The sequence below is a fragment of the Halomonas stenophila genome (assembly GCF_014192275.1).
Lineage (GTDB): Bacteria > Pseudomonadota > Gammaproteobacteria > Pseudomonadales > Halomonadaceae > Halomonas > Halomonas stenophila.
Window position 1 is genome coordinate 158,174 of the sequence record NZ_JACHXR010000002.1, and the last position, 20,353, is coordinate 178,526.

Annotated in this window: 18 protein-coding genes; 9 read left to right on the top strand and 9 right to left on the bottom strand. The window is 67.2% G+C overall.

From position 1 onward, the window contains the following. The first annotated feature begins 39 nt into the window (after window positions 1-39). The 3 genes from FHR97_RS04795 (at window position 40) to FHR97_RS04805 (ending at window position 4,394) form a co-directional block, all read left to right on the top strand. Complete coding sequence (locus FHR97_RS04795) at window positions 40-870, top strand: CheR family methyltransferase (RefSeq protein WP_183382636.1); 831 nt, start codon at window positions 40-42, stop codon at window positions 868-870. Between the two features lie 256 nt (window positions 871-1,126). Continuing rightward, window positions 1,127-2,338 carry a DNA glycosylase AlkZ-like family protein gene (locus tag FHR97_RS04800; protein WP_183382637.1) on the top strand — a complete coding sequence of 404 codons (1,212 nt, stop codon included), beginning with the start codon at window positions 1,127-1,129 and terminating at the stop codon, window positions 2,336-2,338. 319 nt (window positions 2,339-2,657) lie between these two features. Beyond that, window positions 2,658-4,394 carry a mechanosensitive ion channel family protein gene (locus FHR97_RS04805; RefSeq protein ID WP_183382638.1) on the top strand — a complete coding sequence of 579 codons (1,737 nt, stop codon included), beginning with the start codon at window positions 2,658-2,660 and terminating at the stop codon, window positions 4,392-4,394. Window positions 4,395-4,553: 159 nt separating this feature from the next. On the opposite strand, the gene FHR97_RS04810 is transcribed toward FHR97_RS04805, so the two are convergent. Together FHR97_RS04810 and FHR97_RS04815 are read right to left on the bottom strand one after the other, a co-directional pair. After that, window positions 4,554-5,237 carry a DsbA family protein gene (locus FHR97_RS04810; RefSeq protein WP_183382639.1) on the bottom strand — a complete coding sequence of 228 codons (684 nt, stop codon included), beginning with the start codon at window positions 5,235-5,237 and terminating at the stop codon, window positions 4,554-4,556. Beyond that, complete coding sequence (locus tag FHR97_RS04815) at window positions 5,231-6,133, bottom strand: MBL fold metallo-hydrolase (protein ID WP_183382640.1); 903 nt, start codon at window positions 6,131-6,133, stop codon at window positions 5,231-5,233. The genes FHR97_RS04810 and FHR97_RS04815 overlap by 7 nt, the downstream gene beginning before the upstream one ends. A gap of 118 nt (window positions 6,134-6,251) precedes the next feature. Between FHR97_RS04815 and FHR97_RS04820 the strand changes: the two genes are divergently transcribed. Further along, complete coding sequence (locus tag FHR97_RS04820) at window positions 6,252-7,178, top strand: LysR family transcriptional regulator (protein WP_183382641.1); 927 nt, start codon at window positions 6,252-6,254, stop codon at window positions 7,176-7,178. Window positions 7,179-7,327: 149 nt separating this feature from the next. Here the strand turns inward: FHR97_RS04820 and FHR97_RS04825 are convergent, their stop codons facing one another. The 6 genes from FHR97_RS04825 to FHR97_RS04850 form a co-directional block, all read right to left on the bottom strand. Further along, on the bottom strand, window positions 7,328-7,534 hold the full coding sequence (locus FHR97_RS04825) for a cold-shock protein (RefSeq protein WP_183333694.1): 207 nt from the start codon (window positions 7,532-7,534) through the stop codon (window positions 7,328-7,330). A gap of 349 nt (window positions 7,535-7,883) precedes the next feature. Then, window positions 7,884-9,107 (bottom strand): serine/threonine transporter SstT, encoded by a 1,224-nt coding sequence (sstT, locus tag FHR97_RS04830; protein ID WP_183382642.1) that lies wholly within the window; start codon window positions 9,105-9,107, stop codon window positions 7,884-7,886. 433 nt (window positions 9,108-9,540) lie between these two features. Next, on the bottom strand, window positions 9,541-10,380 hold the full coding sequence (locus tag FHR97_RS04835; protein ID WP_183382643.1) for a carbohydrate ABC transporter permease: 840 nt from the start codon (window positions 10,378-10,380) through the stop codon (window positions 9,541-9,543). A gap of 12 nt (window positions 10,381-10,392) precedes the next feature. Then, on the bottom strand, window positions 10,393-11,355 hold the full coding sequence (locus tag FHR97_RS04840) for a carbohydrate ABC transporter permease (protein ID WP_183382644.1): 963 nt from the start codon (window positions 11,353-11,355) through the stop codon (window positions 10,393-10,395). Beyond that, window positions 11,352-12,404, bottom strand: coding sequence for an ABC transporter ATP-binding protein (locus FHR97_RS04845; RefSeq protein WP_183382645.1), 1,053 nt, complete (start codon window positions 12,402-12,404; stop codon window positions 11,352-11,354). The genes FHR97_RS04840 and FHR97_RS04845 overlap by 4 nt, the downstream gene beginning before the upstream one ends. Window positions 12,405-12,429: 25 nt before the next feature. Further along, window positions 12,430-13,869, bottom strand: a complete 1,440-nt coding sequence (locus FHR97_RS04850; protein ID WP_183382646.1) for an ABC transporter substrate-binding protein — start codon at window positions 13,867-13,869, stop codon at window positions 12,430-12,432. A gap of 160 nt (window positions 13,870-14,029) precedes the next feature. Here FHR97_RS04850 and FHR97_RS04855 point away from each other — a divergent pair, with 160 nt between their 5' ends. The 4 genes from FHR97_RS04855 to FHR97_RS04870 all read left to right on the top strand — a co-directional run bounded on the left by FHR97_RS04855 (window position 14,030) and on the right by FHR97_RS04870 (window position 17,570). Next, complete coding sequence (locus tag FHR97_RS04855; protein WP_183382647.1) at window positions 14,030-14,425, top strand: VOC family protein; 396 nt, start codon at window positions 14,030-14,032, stop codon at window positions 14,423-14,425. A 183-nt stretch (window positions 14,426-14,608) separates the two neighbouring features. Further along, window positions 14,609-15,478: a glutathione-dependent disulfide-bond oxidoreductase gene (gene yghU / locus FHR97_RS04860; protein ID WP_183382648.1), complete on the top strand. Its 870-nt coding sequence runs from the start codon at window positions 14,609-14,611 to the stop codon at window positions 15,476-15,478. Window positions 15,479-15,546: 68 nt separating this feature from the next. Beyond that, on the top strand, window positions 15,547-16,830 hold the full coding sequence (locus FHR97_RS04865; RefSeq protein ID WP_183382649.1) for a dicarboxylate/amino acid:cation symporter: 1,284 nt from the start codon (window positions 15,547-15,549) through the stop codon (window positions 16,828-16,830). A gap of 266 nt (window positions 16,831-17,096) precedes the next feature. Further along, the gene (locus FHR97_RS04870; RefSeq protein WP_183382650.1) at window positions 17,097-17,570 is read left to right on the top strand and encodes a group I truncated hemoglobin; all 474 of its coding nucleotides are present in this window, start codon (window positions 17,097-17,099) and stop codon (window positions 17,568-17,570) included. Between the two features lie 91 nt (window positions 17,571-17,661). Here FHR97_RS04870 and FHR97_RS04875 read toward each other — a convergent pair whose 3' ends face one another. Next, window positions 17,662-18,735: a class I SAM-dependent methyltransferase gene (locus tag FHR97_RS04875; RefSeq protein WP_183382651.1), complete on the bottom strand. Its 1,074-nt coding sequence runs from the start codon at window positions 18,733-18,735 to the stop codon at window positions 17,662-17,664. Window positions 18,736-18,879: 144 nt separating this feature from the next. Here FHR97_RS04875 and FHR97_RS04880 point away from each other — a divergent pair, with 144 nt between their 5' ends. After that, entirely contained in the window at window positions 18,880-19,920 is a 1,041-nt protein-coding gene (locus tag FHR97_RS04880; RefSeq protein ID WP_183382652.1) for a GlxA family transcriptional regulator, read from the top strand. The last annotated feature ends 433 nt before the right edge of the window (window positions 19,921-20,353 follow it).

A 20,353-nucleotide genomic window follows, 5' to 3' on the forward strand; every position in this document is an offset into this window, starting at 1 on the left:
GGCAGCGGGCGCAAGGTCAAGGCCCGCTGTAGCCTTGGCATGAAGGACCGGGACTGCGTCGACCTGCTCCAGTGGGCCCTGCCGCGCCTCCACAGGCGCTGGCGAGGCTTTCGCAAGGTCCGGCGCCAGGTATGTCGGAAGGTGCAGCGGCGCATGGACGCGCTCGGTATCGAGGACGTCGGCCAGTATCGACGGTACCTGGAGGCCCTGCCTCAGGAGTGGCAGGTGCTCGATGGCTGCCTGCCCATCACCATCTCGCGCTTCTGGCGCGACAGACGGTTCTTCGAACTGCTCGAGTGTCGCTTCCTCCCGGAGCTGGCCCGGCGGGCCCGGGAGGAGGGCGTCGCTGCCCTGACGGTGTGGAGCCTGGGATGCGGCGCCGGGGAGGAGCCCTATACCTTTTCCATCCTCTGGCGCGAGCGCCTCCAGCCGCGCTGCCCCGGGCTCGGCCTGACGATCCTGGCCTCGGATGTGGAGGCGCACCAGCTCGCCCGCGCCGAGCTGGCCTGCTACCCGGCCAGCGCCCTCAAGGACCTGCCCCGGCCGCTGAAAGGCGCCGCCTTCGAGCACCGTGACGCGCACGACTGCCTCAAGCGCGAATACCGCCGGTCCGTCGAGCTGGAGCGTCGTGACATTCGCGGGGAGTTCCCCGCTCGGCGCTTCCACCTGATTGCCTGCCGCTACCTGGCGTTTACCTACTTCGACCGGGAGCTGCAGTGCGATATCGCTCGTCGTCTCCACCGTACCCTGCATCCAGGGGGCCTACTCGTGTTGGGAAACGGGGAGGCGCTGCCGGAGGAGGTGATGGAGGGGTTCGAGCTCGCCGATGAACAGATCTCGGTCTATCGGCGCCGGGAAGGCGAGGATTGACGCCGGCTTCGGCGGCTGGCCGTGTCTTGGTCTCCGCGATAGAGCGTAGATCGGGCGTGATCAGAGTGGCGAATGCCTTGGCCGTGTCACTGCCGTCATCGGCCAGATAGATATGGGTCCGGCCCAGGAGAAATGAGTGACAGACCCTCATTCCTCCTCGTGTCGCTGGTTGCCGGCCCGGTCGGATGTGCGTGGGGCTCGAGCGCAACAGAACGGTTCACCTAAGATGGGGTAGGCCTCGAGACAAGGATCGCCGATGACCGCCCAACAACGCTTCACTCTGACGCGCGCCGATGCCCGCCGGCTGCTGGTGCGCTATCACTTCCGGCCGGCGTCGCTGGCGAGCGCCATCCACCGCCTGGGCACCATCCAGTTCGATCCCCTGGCGCCGGTCGGTACCAACCCGGACCTGGTGCTGCAGGCCCGGGTACCCGGCTACCGGCGGGGTGACTGGCTGCATGCGGCCTATGGTCAGCGACTGCTGGTCGATGGCTGGGACAAGCAGGCCAGCCTGATTCAGCCCGAGGAGTGGTGGGCCCAGGCGCCGTTCCATCGCTGGTTCGAACGGCGCTGGCGGCAGCATGGCGTGGACGTCGAGTCCCCGGAGGCCCTCGCCTTGGTCGATCAGGTCGAACGCCATGGCGCCGCCACCAGCCTCGAGCTCGGCGACCAGCGGGCGGACCCCGCCTTGCGCGGCAGCTGGTACGGACCCAAGCGCTCGCGCCATCTGCTCAAGGCGCTATGGGACGCCGGACGCCTGATGACGCACCATCGCGTGGGCGGTCGTCATGCCTACGACCTGCCCGAGCGCGTGCTGCCCAGAGGGGCGAGCGAGACGGACGCCGCGGACGACGAGGCCCTGCAACGGCTGGTGGTTCGGCGCGTGCAGGCCGCCGGCCTGCTGCGCCCCTCCGCCGATGGCGCCGTCTGGTCGCTGCCTTGCCCGCGTGCGGAGCGGGATCGCATCGCCGCACGAGCCATCGCCAGGGGAGAGTTGATCGAACTCGACGTGGAAGGCATGACCTACTGGACGACGCCCGAGGCCCTCTCGGTACTGGAGGAGGGGCTCGACGCGCCCGACGACGGGCAACGGGGAATGCGCTTTCTCGCCCCGCTGGATCCGCTGATGTGGGACCGCGGCGGTGTCGCCCGGCTCTTCGCCTTCGATTACGTCTGGGAGGTCTACAAGCCCCAGGCCCAGCGTCGCTGGGGGTACTATGTGTTGCCGGTGCTGTGGGGCGAGCGTTTCGTTGCTCGTTTCGACGCCAAGTGCCAGCAGGGCACCGTGACCCTCCTCGCCTGGCACTGGGAGCCCGACATCCATCCGGCCAGGCTTCCCGAGGGCCTGCCCGAGGCCCTTCAGCAGACCGCCCGTGAGTTTCTTGCCTACCTCGGGGCTACCCGTCTCGTCCTGCCCAGGGGCCTCGGCCACGAGGCCCGACGTGCCTGGCAGCGGGCGGTCAAATGACTCTCTCTTGAGCTCGATAACGCCTCCGCGACGCGGCGATGGTGCGGTGGTGGGTGTCGGCCCAGGTCACCAGGGCTTGCATCGGTTCGAGGAAGGAGTGGCCGAGTTCGGTGAAGTCGTACTCGCGATGTGAGACGTCATCGACCGCTTCAGCGTGGAGACCAGGCGCCTCACCGGACTGGACGAAGCGGTAGCCGGTAAGCTGTACTTCGACCTGCCCCTGATCCGGGTAGCCTGGTACCTGGCGTTGATTTGCCAGGTCTGAACGGCGCTGTCAGAAGGAATCGACAGCGGCTTTGCATCGATAGGAACGAGGTATATGAAAGCAAACGGCTCGTGGCTGCTACCGCTGACGTTGGCGGTGGCGTTGCTCTTTTCCGGCCTGTGCATGGCGCAAGCGCAGGAGGAAGAGAGCGAGGAGAGTGAGCAGTGGTTTTCGGTCGATGCTCTCAATGCTGGGCTGGGCGAGGTGCCCGGGGACGTCAAGCGACTGACGCCGCGCGAGTCGATCCGTAGCTTTCAGGCGCTTGCCGAGGAGCAGAACTTCACTGCCGCCGCTCACGTACTCAACCTTGCCGAGCTGGACGAGGAGGAGCGGCAGCGGCAGGGGCCTGAGTTGGCCAGGCAACTGGCCGAGGTGCTGCGGCGTGGCGAGTGGCTCAACGTTTCCAATCTTTCCGGGCGCCAGGATGCCGCCATCGAGGACCCGTCGGGGCAGCATCCCTTGACCGGCAAGCCGCGCCGGGACATCGAGCTGGCGTCGCTCACGCTCGATGGCGAAGCCTACGACATTCGCCTGGGCCGTTATCGGGTGGACGAGGAGGAGCCGGTCTGGCTGGTTACCCCGGACAGCGTGGCGACCATCCCCACACTCTACGAGGCTTACGGACCCTCGCTACTGGAGGAGTACATCCCGGATCGCTTCAAAACCTCGCTAGGTTGGCTCGAGGTCTGGGAGTGGATCGCCATTCCGCTGTTCCTGCTGACCATCGGCCTGGTGGGGTGGGGCGTCCACGGTCTGGTTGGGCTGCTGGCGCGCTGGTTCCCTTCCGGCTGGCCGAGCATCTTCGCCGGCAGGATCGGGATCCCCATGGCACTGCTGGTCATGGCGTTCACGGCCCAGGTTCTGCTCGACTATGTGGTCTCCTTTACCGCCGTGGCGACCACCTTCATCCGCGTCCTGTTGATGCTTCTGATTGCCTGGGGGGTGGGCACGATTGCGCTGCGCCTGGTCGATACCATCCTGCTCAAGGTGACGCGGCGCATCGTGGGGGAGATCGACGACACCAAGCCCAAGGACGAGCGCAAGCTGCTCACCACGCTCTACGCGCTGCGCCGGATCATCATCCTGATCGTGGTGACGGCGGTTTCCGTCTATGTGCTGAGCCAGATCCAGCTGTTCGAGACGCTGGGGTTGTCCCTGCTGGCGTCAGCCAGCGTGCTGGCGGTGCTGGTGGGTATCGCGGGTCAGGCGGTGCTGGGGAATATCCTCTCTTCCTTCCAGCTGTCGCTGGCGAAGCCCATACGTATCGGCGACCTGGTGATGTTCGAGGGGCAGTGGTGCTATGTGGAAGGCATCTTCTACACCTTCATCCGGTTGAGGAGCTGGGACGAGCGGCGCCTGATCGTGCCGGTGATGTACTTCGTCTCCCATCCCTTCGAGAATCTCTCCGTCAAGAGCGCCAAGATGTACCGGACGCTGGAATTGACCGTCCATCTCAGTGCCGACACCCAGGTCATCAGGGAGAAATTCCTGGAGTATGCCGAGGAGGAGGACAACGTCGTCGAGCATCACAAGCTGGCGTGCTACGTGACGGGGCAGACCGAGAGGGCGCAGACCATCTCCTGTTACCTCATGGCTTCCGATCCCTTCGCCGGCTGGATAGCGGAGATGAACATCCGCGAGAAGCTGATAGCCTTCATTCGCGATAACCATCCCGAGTGGTGGCCGCGAGAGGTGGTGGTGCTCAGCCAGCACGACATCGCCAAGGGCGACAAGCCACGCGTGCGTCCGCCATCTGAGGGCGAGAGTCGCGGAGAAAGGGCTTCCGAGTGAGGCCGGGGTCGCCCATTGGTTAGCCGGAACTTCACATGTCCCTCGATGAGCTCGAGGGGATCGCCCAGCCGTGCTATCTCGGTCGCGCTCTCCGGGCTCCACCCCTCGGGGCGGGCCTGGGCGGTGTTCTGGCTCAAGCGGCTCCACGCGGAGTTGGAATCATGAGTCGCTGCGTGATACTTCTGCGAGACGGCTCAACCAGGCCGACGGCTGGCCGAGATACCCCATGATGTCCATGACCTCGTAGCGGCCTTCGCGTTCGAGTACCAGTGTCGGAAACCCCGCCCCATCCACGCGGGCCAGCCGTTCCCGGCTGGCGCGGATATGCGCCCTGGTCGGCTCGCCCTGCTGTGTGGCGTAGGCCGCGTCGAAGGCGAATCCGTCTAGCCCGATATCCAACGCCAAGGCGTGTAGCACCGTTGGGTCGGAGATGCGCCGCCCTTCGACGTAGTGGGCCGTCTGCATGCGTGCCAGCAGATCCAGCCCGCGACCGGCACACTCATCGGCCGCCAGTATGGCGATGATCGGTGGTTCGGAATCGAACACCGCGCTTTGGTCGCAGAGCAGACCGTCGCGATAGGCTTCTCCAAACGGTTGGCCGCTGAGCCGTGCGATCCGCCGGTCGTGCTGTTCCACCATCTGGCGCAACTGCGGCGTCACGGGACGACGGTTGGGGCCGGCCATCATGCCGCCGGCGTGTAGCTGTATCGGCAGCAATTCATGCGCCGCCTGGATCAGCGGTGCGACGGCGTAGCACCAACCGCACAGCGGATCGAGAATGTAGTGCAGGGTTACCGCCCCGGAGCTACCGGGGCGGGAAGGGGGGGTGTGGTCATTCACCATTGCATCTCGCCCGTGTTGACCTTGGCGCCGATCTCCAGCGCGATGCCGAGGCCCGCCTGCGGGTAGGCGTCCTGCATCGCCTCGATCAGCGCCGCGCTGTCATCGGCCTTGGCCAGTTCCGTCTCGAAACGCTGCAGATACTCCTGGGTATAGGCCAACTGCGAAGCGTCCTGCGGCAGGTCAGGCAAGGAATGGCCCGGTACCACGGTGGTCGGATTCAGTGCGGCGATGTCGTCCAGTTTCTCCACCCAGGCCGCGCGCTCTGCCGCCGTCTGGGCATCGGCGGTCCAGGCATGCAGTCCGGCGTATACGTTCACGCCGCCGGCTACTGCCCCGATGGACGGGATCCACACATAGCTCCGGTGCGGCAGGCTGTCGTCCAGGCCGCGGATTTCCAGGGTCTGGCCTTCCAGCGGGATGGTTGTGCCGGACAGCACCTCGGGCAGTGGCACCTGCTGCGGGGCATTGGCGCCCAGCCGCGGGCCCCAGATTTCCAGCTTGGTCGGCAGCGTGGCCTCGATCTTCTCCACCGTCGGCTCGGTGGCTACCACCTCCGCGTCGGGGAAAAGCTGCTTGAGGACGTCGATACCGAAGTAGAAGTCGGGGTCGGCCTGGCTGATGTAGATCGTTTTCAGCTCTTTACCGCTATCCAGCACCATGGCCGCGATGCGCAGTGCGTCGGCGCGAGTAAAGCCGGTATCCAGCAGCACGGCGTCGCTCTCGCCGGACACCAGCACGGCATTGACGTGAAAGCTGCCGGCATCGGCGTTGTAGACCTGGAGCGTCAGTGGTGCCGCTACGTTCGCTTCGGTCTGCGTGTCGGCGTTGGCGGATGCAAGGCCCAGCGTCGCAGTGGCGAGGGCGAACCAGCGGACTGGGGAGAGGAGTTGTTTCATCGCGCTTATCCTGGGGAGGTGAGTCAACAGGTGGGTGGTTGTGCACAGGATATTGGTTCGCAGTGGTTGGATATACGCTATTCTGATCGATAGTTTGTCAACCAGATCGAGCGAATAGATGGACCGTTTTACCGCCATGCAGGTGTTCGTCGCGGTGACCGAGCGCGGCAGCGTGACCGCGGCCGCCGATGCCTTGGACATGTCGCGGGCGATGGCCAGCCGCTATCTGGAAAGCCTGGAGCGCTGGCTGGGCGCGCGGCTGCTGCACCGCACGACGCGCCGCATCGCGCTGACCGACGCCGGTCACGAGGCACTGTCGCGCTGCCGCCAGATGCTGGATCTGGCGGATGAGGTACAGACTGCCGCCGGTGTGCGCAGTGTCGAGCCCCGCGGCCGGCTGCGTATCGCCACCAGCCAGTCGTTCGCTCAGGCCTGGCTTGCCGAGGCGGTGGCGGAATTCCTCGCCGGTCATCCACAGGCGCAGGTCGAGCTGCTGGTGCTGGAGCGGGCCGTCAACCTGGTGGAGGAGCGGGTGGACCTGGCGGTGCGCATCACCAATCAGCTCGATGAGTCGCTGGTGGCACGACGGCTCTGTTCTTGTCGCTCGGTACTGTGTGCGTCGCCCGGCTATGTGGAGCGGAACGGCGTGCCGCAAACGCCCGAGGAGCTGGCCGGGCACACCTGCGTGACACACGCTTATGTGAGCCGCAGCGAGATCCGCCTTTATCGGGAGGGCCGCAGCGTGACCGCGCCGGTGAGAGGGAGACTATCCAGCAACGAGACGGGCGTCGTGCGCGTGGCGGCGCTGGCCGGCGCGGGGGTTGCGATGCTGCCGACCTATTTCGTTGCCGATGACTTACGCCAAGGCCGGCTGGTGCCCGTGGTGCCGACTTGGGAGCCGGAGCCGCTGGCTATTCACGCGGTGTATCTATCGCGCCGCTACCAGCCGCTGCTGCTGCGGGCGATGATCGACTTCCTGGTTGAACGGCTCGGCGGCGATGTCGCGCCTTGGGATTGCGATATCGACACCGATGGGGCCACTTGATGACGTGGATGTCGGGGACGGACCCCGATTCCCGTGATGGCCGCTTGTCGGGCACCAGAAGGTCGAGCGAGCATACAACGAATCAGGGCCCGCTAAGCGGGCCCTGATCATCGAACCGGTGAGGTTCGAGAGCGTTCGTGATCCTGAGATCAGGCGATCGCTTTGATGTTCGAAGCCTGGAGGCCTTTCTTGCCCTGAGTCACGTCGAAAGAGACGCTTTGACCTTCCTGCAGGGACTTGAAGCCTTCAGCCTGAATTTCGGAGAAATGTGCGAACACGTCATCACTGCCATCGGCAGGAGAAATGAAGCCGAAACCCTTGGAATCGTTGAACCACTTGACGGTACCAGTCGTCATGAATAACCCTCTCGCGCTTAGCGCCTTGCAAAGTTCCTGGCGTCACCCAGATGAGTAGCGGGTAAAACAAGAAATACAATTACAGGCGATCGAAAGGATTCGAATGCTGCTGAAACCATGCTGCTTGCCAACCAACTGGCACCACGGTGTCACGCCCGGCCGCGTGGGTCAAAGATATTCGTGATATTTATTTCTCGACCCCTCTTGGCCTGGCCCCTGACCGGCATGCTTCCACGGCTAAGCCCACGCTACGCGAGGCCATCACGATGTCGGGCACCCTCCAGGGGACAGGCATGATATGAGGGACAGACACCGGATTTCGGGGACGGACCCCGATTCCCGGCGCCTATCAGGCCTGGTGATCCTCCTCGCCGCGGCAGGCGACCGCGGTGAAGAGCACGTCGGTGGAGGAGTTCAGCGCCGTTTCGGTGGAGTCCTGCACCACGCTGATCACGAAGCCGATCGCCACCACTTGCATGGCCACGTCGGTGGAGATACCGAACAGGCTGGCGGCCATGGGGATCAGCAGCAACGAGCCGCCGGCCACGCCGGAGACACCGCAGGCGGCCAGCGCGGAGACGATGCACAGCAGCAGGGCGGTGGGGAAATCCACGGCAATGCCCAGGGTATGAGTGGCGGCCAGGGTGATCACGGTGATGGTGATGGCCGCGCCGCACATGTTGACGGTAGCGCCCAGCGGGATCGAGATGGCGTAGGTGTCCGGGTCGAGCTTGAGCCGCTTGCACAGCTCCAGGTTGACGGGGATGTTGGCCGCCGAGCTGCGCGTGAAGAAGGCGGTGATGGCACTGCCGCGCAGGCAGGTGAACACCAGGGGATAGGGGTTACGGCGGGTCTTCCAGTAGACGATGAGCGGGTTGGTGACCAGCGCCACGAACAGCATGCAGCCGACGATCACCGCCAGCAGGTGGCCGTAGTCGAGCAGGGCGCCCATGCCGGCTTCCGCCAGGGTGCTGGCCACCAGACCGAAGATGCCCAGCGGGGCGAAGCGGATCACCACCCGGACGATGTTGGACATTGCGTCGGAGAGGTCGGCGAGCAGGGTGCGGGTACCCTCGCCGGCCTGGCGCAGCATCAGGCCGAGCCCGATGGCCCAGGCCAGGATGGCGATGAAATTGGCCTCCATCAGCGCGGTGACCGGGTTGCTGATGGCGTTCAGCAGCAGGTCCCGCAGGATCTCCAGGATGCCCCCCGGCGGGTTGCCGCCGACCTCGGGCATATCGAGTGCCAGGGTAGTAGGAAAGACGAAGCTCGCCGCCACGGCCACCAGGGCCGCGACCAGGGTGCCGATCACATAAAGGATCAGCACCCCGCGAATATGGGTGGGCTGGCCCTGGCGATGGGCGGCGATGGCCGCGGCCACCAGAACGAACACCAGGAGAGGGGCGACCGCCTTCAGGGCGGAGACGAACAGCTGCCCCAGCAGCGAGACCGACTGGGCGGCTTCGGGCGAGAGGGTGACGAGCAGGATGCCGCCGAGGATGCCGATGGCGATCTGGGGGATCAGCCCCAATCGCAGCAGCGGGCGGACGAGGGTGTGCACGGTGGTGATCATGAAGGGTATCTCGAGCGGAAATTGACGTGGCAGACGCCACCCTGCCGGGGACATGGCCGATGCGCCGCTGGCGCGGGTAGCACCCTGACGGAGCGGCCATGCTGCCCGGGCGGATGGCCCAGGGCAGGGAGCGCCTGCATGGCAGGCGCGATTCTATCAACCGTGGAGATAAAGTTGATAAAAAATACCTGCTGCTAGACTAAAGGCGGATGAAAGGGCTATATAAAAAGACTTCAGTAGAAATATTGGCTGGTCAAAGAGCGGGGCGAGACAGGGGTATGAGGGACAGACACGGATTTCCCGCTGGGCCTTCGCCGTGGCCAACCTGCTCAATACCTGCCTGGCCGAGGAGCTGCTGTTCCGCGGCATGCTGCAGCGCGCCCTGACGGTGCGTCGGGGTGCCGTCATGGGCCTGGCGGTGGCCGGCGGGCCGTCACTCCCCGCCGGCGCCGGCGCTCTGGAAGCCGCGCACCAGGTAGTCGAACAGCAGGCCGTAGGCGATGCCGAGCGGGATCGCCACCACCGTGGTGGCGGCCATCAGCGACGGCCAGAAGTAGACGTCGCCGCGGATCAGCTCGGTGGGCACCCCGGCGCTGATGTTGCGCGCCGCCGATTCGCTGACGAAGGTCACCGCGTAGATGTAGTTGGACAGCGAGAGCGAGAAGGCGAACACGATGCAGGCGCCGATGCCGGGCAGGGCCTGGGGCAGCACCACCTTCCAGAACGCCTGGAGGCGGGTGCAGCCATCCAGCAGCGCGGCCTCGTCCAGTTGCGGCGGCACCGAGCGGAAGAACCCCAGCAACAGCCAGGTGCAGAAGGGGATGGTGATGGTCGGCAGCACCAGCACCAGCGACCAGATGGTGTTGGCCAGCCCCAGCGCCACCACGATGCGGAACAGCGGGATGAACAGCAGGGTGGGGGGGATCAGGTAGACCAGGAAGATCGCCATGCCGGAGCGCTCGCCCCAGTGGCCGGTCAGTCGCGCCAGGGCGTAGGCCGCCGGCACGGCCAGCGCCACGGTGATGGCCACCACCAGCAGCCCGATGATCAGGGAGTTCATGGCGAAGGTGGGGAAGGCGGTGTCGGTGAACAGGTAGATCAGGTGGTCCAGGGTCGGCGAGGTCTCGTAGAGGAAGGGATTGGAGCCGAAGCGATAGAGCTCGCTCTCGCGCTTGAAGATGGTGATCACCGCATAGAGCACCGGCAGGGTGGTGAAGAGCACCAGCAGCACGATGGCGGCGTAGAAGAGGGGCTTGCGGGCGGCGGTTCGCATGATGGCGCCCTCCTAGTCCTTGCCGGCGCGGTAGGCGAAGCGCAGCGCCACGATCGCTGCCGCCAGCAGCACCGGGAACAGGAACAGCGCGATGGCCGCGCCCTGGCCCAGGTCGCCGCTGTTGATGCCCTTGAGATAGGCCCAGAGCGGCAGGATCTGGGTGCTGTGGCCGGGGCCGCCGCGGGTCAGCAGGGCGATGGTCGACATCTCGCCGATCACCAGCAGGGCGGTGAACAGGATCGCCACGGTCAGCACCGGGGCCAGCGCCGGGATGATGATGCGGAACAGGATGCGGAAGAAGCCGGCGCCGTCGAGCTGCGCCTGCTCGAGGCGCTCGCGGGGGATCGACAGGCGCCCGGCCAGCACGATGATGGTCGCCAGCGGCAGCGTCCGCCACACGTCGACCAGCACGATCGAGGCGATCGCCAGGCCCTCCCGGCCCAGGTAGAAGAGGTTCCAGGAGGGGCCGAAGGTACCGCCCGGGCCCAGCAGGCCGATCTGCACCAGCACCCAGTCGATGGGGCTGTACTGGGAGTCGAGCACCCACAGCCAGGTGATCGCCGACAGCGACACCGGCATCGCCCAGGGGATCATGAACAGCACCTGCACCAGCCGCTTGCCGCGGAAGTCGCGGGCCAGCAGCTCGACGGCGGTGGTCGCCAGCACCAGCAGGATCAGCACCGTGAGGGTGGTGATCAGCAGGCTGTTGCGCAGCGCCAGGCGAAAGCCCGACTGGTCGAGCACGGCGAGGAAGTTGTCCAGGCCGACGAAGGTGTCGATCTGCGGTTTGCCGACCGTGGCATCGCTCACGCTCAGGGCGATGGCGATGAAGAAGGGCACGGCCACGAAGGCCACCACATAGAGCACCGCCGGCGCGAGCAGCAGCGCGCCCAGCACCCGGGGTCGCTCGAGGGCCAGCGCCAGGCGGGCCAGGGCGCCATCGGGCCGCTCGGAATCCTCGCGCCCGGTGGTCATGCCACTGCCACCTTGGCCTGCGAGAGTCGCTGGCCCGTCTCGGGGTCGAAGACGCAGGCATCGCGGCGGGTCACCACGAAGTGATGCGTCTCGCCGGTGGCCAGCGTCGGCATGGCGGCCTGGCGCAGGCGGCCGATGACCCGCGGTGGGCGCCGCTGCTCGGTCACCCCGCGGCGCACCACACCGTAGATCAGCCATTCCGCCCCCAGGAACTCCAGGTGCTCGACCTCGATGTCGAGCGCCAGGGCGATCTCGTCGTTCGGCGCCTCGGCGGCGAGGTGGAAGTGCTCCGGGCGCACGCCGATGATGCGCCCGTCGAGGGGCAGCAGGTTCATCGGCGGGTCGCCGATGAAGCCGGCGACGAAGGTGTCGGCGGGGTCGTAGTAGAGCTGCTGGGGGGTGCCGATCTGGTGGACGGTGCCCTTCTCCATGACCATGATGCGATCGGCCAGCCCCAGGGCTTCGGTCTGGTCGTGGGTCACGTAGAGGGTGGTGATGCCGGTGCGATCGTGGAGCTCGCGCAGCTCGCCGCGGGCCTGGCTGCGGATCTGCGCGTCCAGCGAGCTCAGCGGCTCGTCGAACAGGAAGAGGTCGGGGGTGCGCACCATGGCCCGCGCCAGCGCCACGCGCTGGCTCTGGCCGCCCGACAGCCGGGTGGGGCGGCGGTCGAGCAGGTCGGTGATCTCGAGGATGCCGGCCACCCAGTCCAGTTGGCGGCGCTGCTCGTCCGGCGGCATCTTGCGCGCGCGCAGCGGGAAGAGGATGTTGTCGCGCACCGTCATGTTGGGGTAGAGCGCGTAGTTCTGGAACACCATGGCGATGTTGCGGCTGCGCGGCGGGACGCCGACGATGGAGCGCCCGTCGATGAACAGCTCGCCGGCGCTGGGCTCCTCGAGGCCGGCGACCATGCGCATCAGGGTTGTCTTGCCCGAGCCGGAGGGGCCGAGCACGGCGAGCAACTCGCCGTCGCGGGTCTCCATGTCGACCCCGTCCACGGCGATGATGCGGCCGTAGTGCTTCTTGAGTGCCCGCGTGGTCAGAATCGCCATAAGGGTTCCAGGCCGGCCGCGGTCGTCAGTCGCTGCCGCTACCGATCATCCCGCGTTCCCGCCACTTGGCGAAGATCTCCTCGATCTCGGCGTTGGTGTCGGCGATCGCCTGTTCCGGCGTCTTCTCGCCGCGGGCGACGTCGGCCATCATGCTGGAGAGCAGGTGGGACTCGTACACTTCGCTGATCGCCGGGTTGGCATAGCCGGGATAGCCGAGCCAGGCCGTCCACTCCTCCGCGGTCCTGAGCAGGCCCAGCTTGTCCGGCGGCTCGGCGCCCCAGGGGTCGTCGCTCAGCCAGCCGTCCTCGGCGAACAGCTGCTCGCTGCGCGACGGGAAGGCCGGGAAGTTGTAGAACTTCGCGTAGTAGGAGGCGCTGGCGTAGTTGTTCTCCAGGTCGAGCATGAACTTCTTGGCCGCGGCCAGCTCGTCGGGGTCCGTGACGTAGTCGGGGATCACGTCGATGAACCACACGTGGGAGGGCATCTTCACCTCGCCGCCGGGCCCCTTGAGCCCGGGGCGGAAGCCGGTGTCCGCGGCGATCTCCGGGGCCGACTCCTGGGCACTGCGATAGAAGGAGATGGAGTTCTGGATATAGGAGGCGCGGCCGCCGATGAAGGTCTGGTTGTTGGAGGCCGCGTTCCAGGAAAAGACCTCCGGTGTCATGGCGCTGTCGAACAGCTCCTTCTGGAAGCGCACCGCCTCGAGCACCTCGGGCGAGTCGAAGGTCACGTTGCCGTCCTCGTCCTGGATCGAGCCGCCGTGGGACCAGATCAGCGCGCGGGCATAGAACTCGGAATCGATCTCCGGCGACATGCCCAGCGCCACTGGGAGGCCGGTGTCCTCGAAGATCTTCGCGCCGCCCTCGAGCAGGTCCTGGTAGGTCTCGGGCCCCTCGGGGAAGCCGGCGTCGGCCCACAGCGAACGGCGATAGTCGCCGGGGTCCGGCACCCAGCCGTGGCAGAAACCGTACCAGGTGTCGGTAGCGGGCAGGTAGCTGGAGCGCTCGCAGGTGCCGCTGCGCTCGCCGAAAGCCGCCGCCGCGGCCTGGTTGACGTCCGCCAGCGACTGCAGGCCGTCGATGAAGGCGGTGGGGGGGGCCACCATCTCGAACACCGTGGCGCCCTCCTCGGCGGCGATGGAGGCCGACAGGGTCGAGGTCAGGTCGGCGATGTTGATCATGTTCACCGTGACCTCGACGTTGTGCGCCTCACCCCATTGCTGCGCATACTCCCGGAACCACTCGTCGTAGCGCGGCACGAAGTGGCTCCACTGGGTGAGGCTGATGGCGGTGCCGTCGGGGAACTGCTCGGGGAAGGTCATGTCACCATAGCTGGTGCGGAATTCGGGAGCGGCCGGCTCGTCCTGCGCCAGGGCGGCAGGAGCCAGGGCAAGGAGCATCGCGCTCAGGATGATACCGGTTCCCTGCAGGGCGACGAGACGGTCGCGTATGCTGTAGTGCAACATACTGATACCTCTCGATTGTTTGTCATGGGTTCCAGTCTAGGTGGTGGCGGGAGGCTGTCAAAACGCCGCGCGGCCGAGCCTCCCTCGCCGGGTGCCGTGCCAGGGGTCGCCGTCGGGGTGGTGCCGGGTCATCCATCGGTGAAGAAACGAGGTCTGCGCCATGAAGATGCTGATCAATATCGACGTGCCCGAGCTGGCACCGGCCATCGCGTTCTACTGCGCTGCCTTTGGGCTGGAACTCGATCGCCTGCTCGATGATGACGTGGCCGAGCTCACGGGTGGCGAATCGACGATCTACCTGCTCGAGAACGCCAGTGGCTCGAGGGGCGTGAAGGAGCCCGCGAAGTATCGGGACTATTCGCGGCACTGGACGCCCGTGCATCTCGACATCGTGGTCGAGGATATCGAGCAGGCCGCCGCGCGTGTGCTCAATTGTGGCGCCGTTCAGGAAAGCGACTGCATCGAGTGGCGAGGCTCGAAATGCATCACGTTCTCCGATCCCTTCGGCCATGGGTTCTGTCTTATCGAGTTCATCGGAGACGGCTACAGCTCCTAGCCGCAGCGCCAAGGAGTGGTGCCTTGCCGGCGGACGGTTGGATGCCAGGCCCCCGCCTGGGCCACCATGGCGCGGGCTCGAAGAGGAAACCAAGACAGGCGATCGCCTGTCATAGCTTGATAGCAGGCTAACGTGTCCCCACATAGTAGTGTGAGCCAAGCCATTCGCCATCGAGGAGGCCTCATGAGCCAAGGCAACGACTACACCCCGCCGAGGGTCTGGACCTGGGAGAAGCCCAGCGGCGGCACCTTCTCCAGCATCAACCGCCCCGTCGCCGGGCCCACCCACGAGCAGGAGCTGCCGGTCGGCAAGCATCCCTTCCAGCTCTACTCCCTGGCCACCCCCAACGGCGTGAAGGCCACGGTGATGTTCGAGGAGCTGCTGGAGCTGGGCTACCAGGACGCCGAGTACGATGCCTGGCTGATCCGCATCGGCGAGGGCGACCAGTTCGGCAGCGGCTTCGTCGCGATCAACCCCAACTCCAAGATCCCGGCGCTGGTCGACCACGGCCCGGCCGAGCCCATCCGGGTGTTCGAATCCGGCTCGATCCTGCTCTACCTGGCCGAGCGCTTCGAGGAGTTCCTGCCGGGCAGCCTGGCCGGGCGCACCGAGACGCTGAACTGGCTGTTTTGGCAGATGGGCAGCGCGCCCTTCCTGGGCGGCGGCTTCGGCCACTTCTACGCCTACGCGCCGGAGAAGCTGGAGTACCCGATCGACCGCTACGCCATGGAGACCAAGCGCCAGCTCGACGTGCTCGACCGCCGCCTGGCCGAGACGCGTTATCTCGCCGGCGACGGCTACACCATCGCCGATATCGCCAACTGGCCCTGGTACGGCCAGCTGGTGCTGGGCCGGCTCTACGACGCCGCCGAGTTCCTGCAGGTGCAGGAGTACCGGCACGTGCTGCGCTGGGCGAAAGAGATCGACGCCCGTCCGGCGGTGCAGCGCGGGCGCATGGTCAACCGCACCTTCGGCGACCCGGCCATGCAGCTCCACGAGCGCCACGACGCCAGCGACTTCACCCACAGGACCCAGGACGTGCTGACGTCCTGAGCGCGGCGATGGGCGCGATCCACGCCGTGGCCCCGGGGCCGCGGCGTTCGTATTTATAGGAGGACGACATGCCAGCGTTGCTGATGACCCTGTGGCACGGCTATCGCGATGCCTCGCTGATCCTGCGGGTGAGCCTCGCCCTGGTGCTGGGCGTGGCGGTCGGCCTGCTCGGCGGGCCGAGCGTCGCCGAGTGGCTGGCCCCGCTGGGCGAGCTGCTGATGCGGCTCTTGAAGTTCATCATCCTGCCCATCGTGCTGTTCACCCTGATGTCGGGGCTCAACCAGGGCACCACCGGCCGCCTGGGGCGGATCGGCCGCAAGGTGTTCCTCTACTACCTGGCCACCTCGGCGCTGGCGATCGCCGTCGGCCTCGCGGTGGCGACCCTGCTGTCGCCGGGGGAGGGCATGTCACTGGAGGACGCCGCCTCGGTATCGGTGCCCGAGAACCCCGGCATCCTCTCGGTGCTGCTCGGCATCGTGCCGACCAACATCGTCGGCGCCTTCGCCGACCAGGACCTGCTCGGCATCATCTTCACCGCCCTGGTGTTCGGCCTGGCCGTGGCGCGGCTGCGCCGGTCCGACACCCAGGCCGCGCTGGGCGAGCGCCTCTATGGGCTGATCGAGGCGCTCAACGCCATGACCCTCAAGGTGATGGGCGGCATCCTGCACTACGTGCCGGTCGGGGTCTTCGCCATCGTCGCCGGCACCGTGGCCGAGCAGGGGGTGGCGACCCTGCTGTCGCTCGGCGACATGGTTCTCGTGCTGTACGTGGCGCTGGGCGTGCAGCTGCTGGTCTACCTCGGCTTGTTGCGGGGCTTCGGCGTGCCGCTGGTGAGCTTCTTCCGCGAGGCGCGCACGCCCATGGCCACCGCCTTCGCCACCCAGAGCAGCTCCGGCACCCTGCCGCTGACCCTGGACGCCGCGCGCCGCCTGGGCCTGTCTCGCGGCCTCTACGGCTTCAGCCTGCCGCTGGGCGCGACGCTGAACATGGACGGGGCGGCGATCCGCATCGCCATCTCGGCGGTGTTCGCCGCCAACGTGGTGGGCGCACCGCTGGACTGGACGAGCATGCTGCAGATCGTCGCGGTGGGCACGCTGATCTCGGTGGGCACCGCCGGGGTACCCGGCGCCGGCATCGTGATGATCGCCACGGTGTTCGCCCAGGTGGGCCTGCCCATCGAGGCCGTGGCGCTGCTCACCGCCATCGACGCCCTGGTCGGCATGGGCTGCACGGCGCTCAACGTCACCGGCGACCTGGTCGGCAGCGCGCTGATCGGCCGCAGCGAGGGCGAGCGCATCGCCACGCCGGAGCCCGTGAGCAGCGACGCCGCCCCGTGCCCCGAGGGCCCCTGAATCGGGTGCAGCCCGATCACGCCTGACCCCGAGAGCCCCGCCCCCCGGCGGGGCTCTCGCGTTGCGCACTCGTTCGGTGCCGGCTTAACTGCAGGGAAGGGTAGCCGGGACGCCACCCGAGGCCATACGGCGCCGCGTCGGGGATGCGGCTTTCACGGCGCCGAGGTCGCCAGCGGTGAAGGCGGCAGCTGCCGTCGCGTGGCGCTTTGACAGGATCAACGAGCGTCCCTCTCCGCCTGGCCCTCGGCCGGCAAGAGGGGGAGATCATGATCAAGCGCAGCGGGAATCTCGGGGCCGGGCTGGCCATCGTCCTGATGATGGCGGCCGGCCTGGCCCAGGCCCAGGAGGACGCCGAGGCATCGCTCTACGATCGCTTGGGGGGCCTGCCCCCCATCTCGGTAGTGGTCAGCGACTTCATCGACGTCCTGGTGGTGGATGACGTGCTCAACGCGAACCCGGCGATCGACGAGACCCGGCAGCGCGTACCGGCGCCCTACCTGAAGTATCGGGTGACCTCGCTGGTCTGCCAGGCTGCCGGTGGGCCCTGCGAGTATCAGGGCCGCTCGATGCAGGCGTCGCATGCCCATCTCAACATCACCGAGGCCGAGTGGGCGCAGATGGTGTCCCTGCTCGAGGGTGTCCTCGACGAGCATGGCGTGCCCGACCGCGAGACCGAGGAATTGCTCGCCATCGTCGGCTCGACCAAGGAAGACATCGTGACCGTCTGGGACGAGAGCTGAGCGACGCGGGTGACGCAGGCGCCAGCATCGGGAGCGGCGCTGGCCGCGTCGCTCCCGACGCCCCTGGTGCGGGCGGCGACCCCGGGCCCCTTCACCCGACGAGGCGCGCTTCGAGAATCAGGTTGAAGGGCGTCTCGGCGACGCGCCGGAAGTGGCTGAAACCTGCCTGGCGGAACACCTCGGCGAGGCGTTCCTCGCCGGCCTGGGCGCCGAGCACCAGCGTGCCGCCCTCCGAGATCGCATGCGCGCAACAGATGGTGGTGGACGCCGCATAGTACATCCGGGCGATCGGCGAGAGGTTGTGCTCGACCCGGTCCTGAGCGAACGGCTCGACCAGCATCACCGTGCCACCGGGCGCCAGCACCCGGGCGGCGTAGCGGGCCGCCGCGACCGGGTCGCCCATGTCGTGCAGGCAGTCGAAGAAGCAGATCAGGCCGTATTGCCGGTCGGGGTAGTCCGTCGCCCGGGCCAGCTCGAAACTCACCCTCTCGCTGACGCCAGCCGCATCGGCATTGCACCGTGCCTCGTCGATCGAGGCCGCGTGCCCATCGAGGCCATGGAAGCGCGAGCGCGGGAAGGCCTTTGCCATCAGCACGGTCGAGTGGCCGTGGCCGCAGCCCACGTCGGCGACCTCGATGCCGGCCTCCAGCTTGTCGACCACACCCTCGAGCGCGGGCAGCCACTCGGGCACCAGGCTGGCGCGATAGCCGTTGCGGTATAACGCCGCCACGCCGCACTGCAGACGCCCGTCGTGCTCGCCCCAGGCCACGCCCTGGCCGGTGCGAAACGCCTCGAGGGTGCGCGCCTCATCGAACCACATCGAGGCCGGCACCTGCCAGGCGTGGGGGATGAACAGCGGGCTGTCCTCGTCGGCCAGCACCAGCGCCTGCTCAGGAGACAGTTCGTAGGTGTCGCTGACGGCGTGATAGCCCACATAACCGCCGGCGGCCTGGGCGTTCAGCCACTCGCGGACATAGCGCTCGGCACAGCCGGTGCGGGTGGCGAGTTCCGCGGCACCGAGCGGGCCGGCGCCCGCCATGGCCTTGTACAGGCCGAGCTTGCTGCCGAGGCTGACCATCACGCCGCCGTAGGCGGCGGACAGGTCATCGACGGCGCGGGTGACAAAGGCTTCCAGTTTCGTCTGGTCGATCACGGGGGCGTTCATGAGGTGGCTCCTGGCTTGACGGGTCGGGGGTGTCAACTGCCTCTCCATCATCGTCGCGCCACCCGACCGGCAGAAGAGCGGGAATCGCCGCAATCGGTCCGTTCGTGCCACACTGAAAGCCCCGCCACGAGAAGCCCATGCGCCATGAGCGGACACTCCCCGTCAGTCGGTGCGAGCCCACGGCACGTCAGCCTGGTGGCGTTGCCCGACGCCGCGGTTTCCACGCTGGCCGGTATCTTCGACGTGATGAACAGCATAGCGCTCATGGGCATGACGCCCCATGATGCCCCGGCACCGTTCCTCATCGAGATCGTCGGCGAGGCCGTGGGGCCGCTGGAACTGGCGAGCGGCATCCCGATCACCGTGCAGCGAGCGGTCGACACCATCGAGACCAGCGACATCGTGATCGTCCCCGCGGTGCTGCTGCCCTCGCCGGGCTGGGGGCCGGGCCGCTATCCCGGCCTGGTCGATTGGCTGCGTCGCATGCACGAGCGCGGCGCCGTGCTCTGTTCGGCCTGCTCGGGGGTCTTCCTGCTCGCCGAGACCGGGTTGTTCGATGGCCAGGATGCCACGGTGCATTTCGGCTACGCGGCGGCGTTCGCGGCCACCTATCCGGCCGTGCCGATCCATCCGGAGCGCGTGCTGGTGATCGGCGGGCGGCGCGAGGAACTGGTGAGCTCGGGGGCCTCGATGAGCTGGCACGACCTGGTGCTCTATCTCATCGCGCGCTACGCCGGGGCGATCACGGCCCAGGAGGTCGCGCGGATGTTCGCGCTGCAGTGGCATCAGGACGGCCTCACGCCCTATCTCGTGTTCGAGGGCCGGACGGATCATGGCGACGCCGAGATCCTGGGGGCACAGCGGTGGCTGGGCGAGCACTTCGCGCTCGCCCACCCGGTGGAGGAGATGATCAGGCGCTCGGCGCTCGCCGAGCGCTCCTTCAAGCGGCGCTTCGCGGGGGCCACCGGCCTCACGCCGATCGCCTACGTCCTGCGCCTGCGCATCGAGGACGCCAAGCGCCGGCTCGAGCGCTCCGACGCCTCGGTCGACGAGATCAGCTGGCGGGTCGGCTACGAGGATGCGGCCTTCTTCCGGCGCCTGTTCAAGCGCACCACCGGCCTCACCCCGAGCGCCTATCGCCGGCGCTTCCGCCTCCCGGACTTCGCGCGGCCGCGTCGGCCCTGATGCCGCCACGCCTCCTTCCCCCAGGGGCAGGCCGATGCGCCGGGCCCAGGCCGCGGTTTCGTGGCGCCTTCGGCGCTACTCGGACACCGGCTCGAGGTGCATCATCCCGGAGCGCTGGCATGCCGGGGCTGACCCCGTGCTTCGGGGCATCGCCCTGATCGTGATGGGGGCATGAGGTCTGCCGGACATCGGGCAATCCGTAGCAGTTCACCAAAGCTGGGATATGCCTCGGGACAAGGATTGCCGATGACCGCCCAGCAACGCTTTACCCTGACGCTCGCCGCCTGCTGGTGCGCTATCACTTCCGGCCGGCGCCGCTGGCGACCGTCATCCGTCGCCTGGGGACCATTCAGTTCGATCCCCTGGCGCCGGTCGGTATCAACCATCGCTGCGTGCCGTCCGCCACGCCAGGTTCGTGGCCACGTTTGTCATT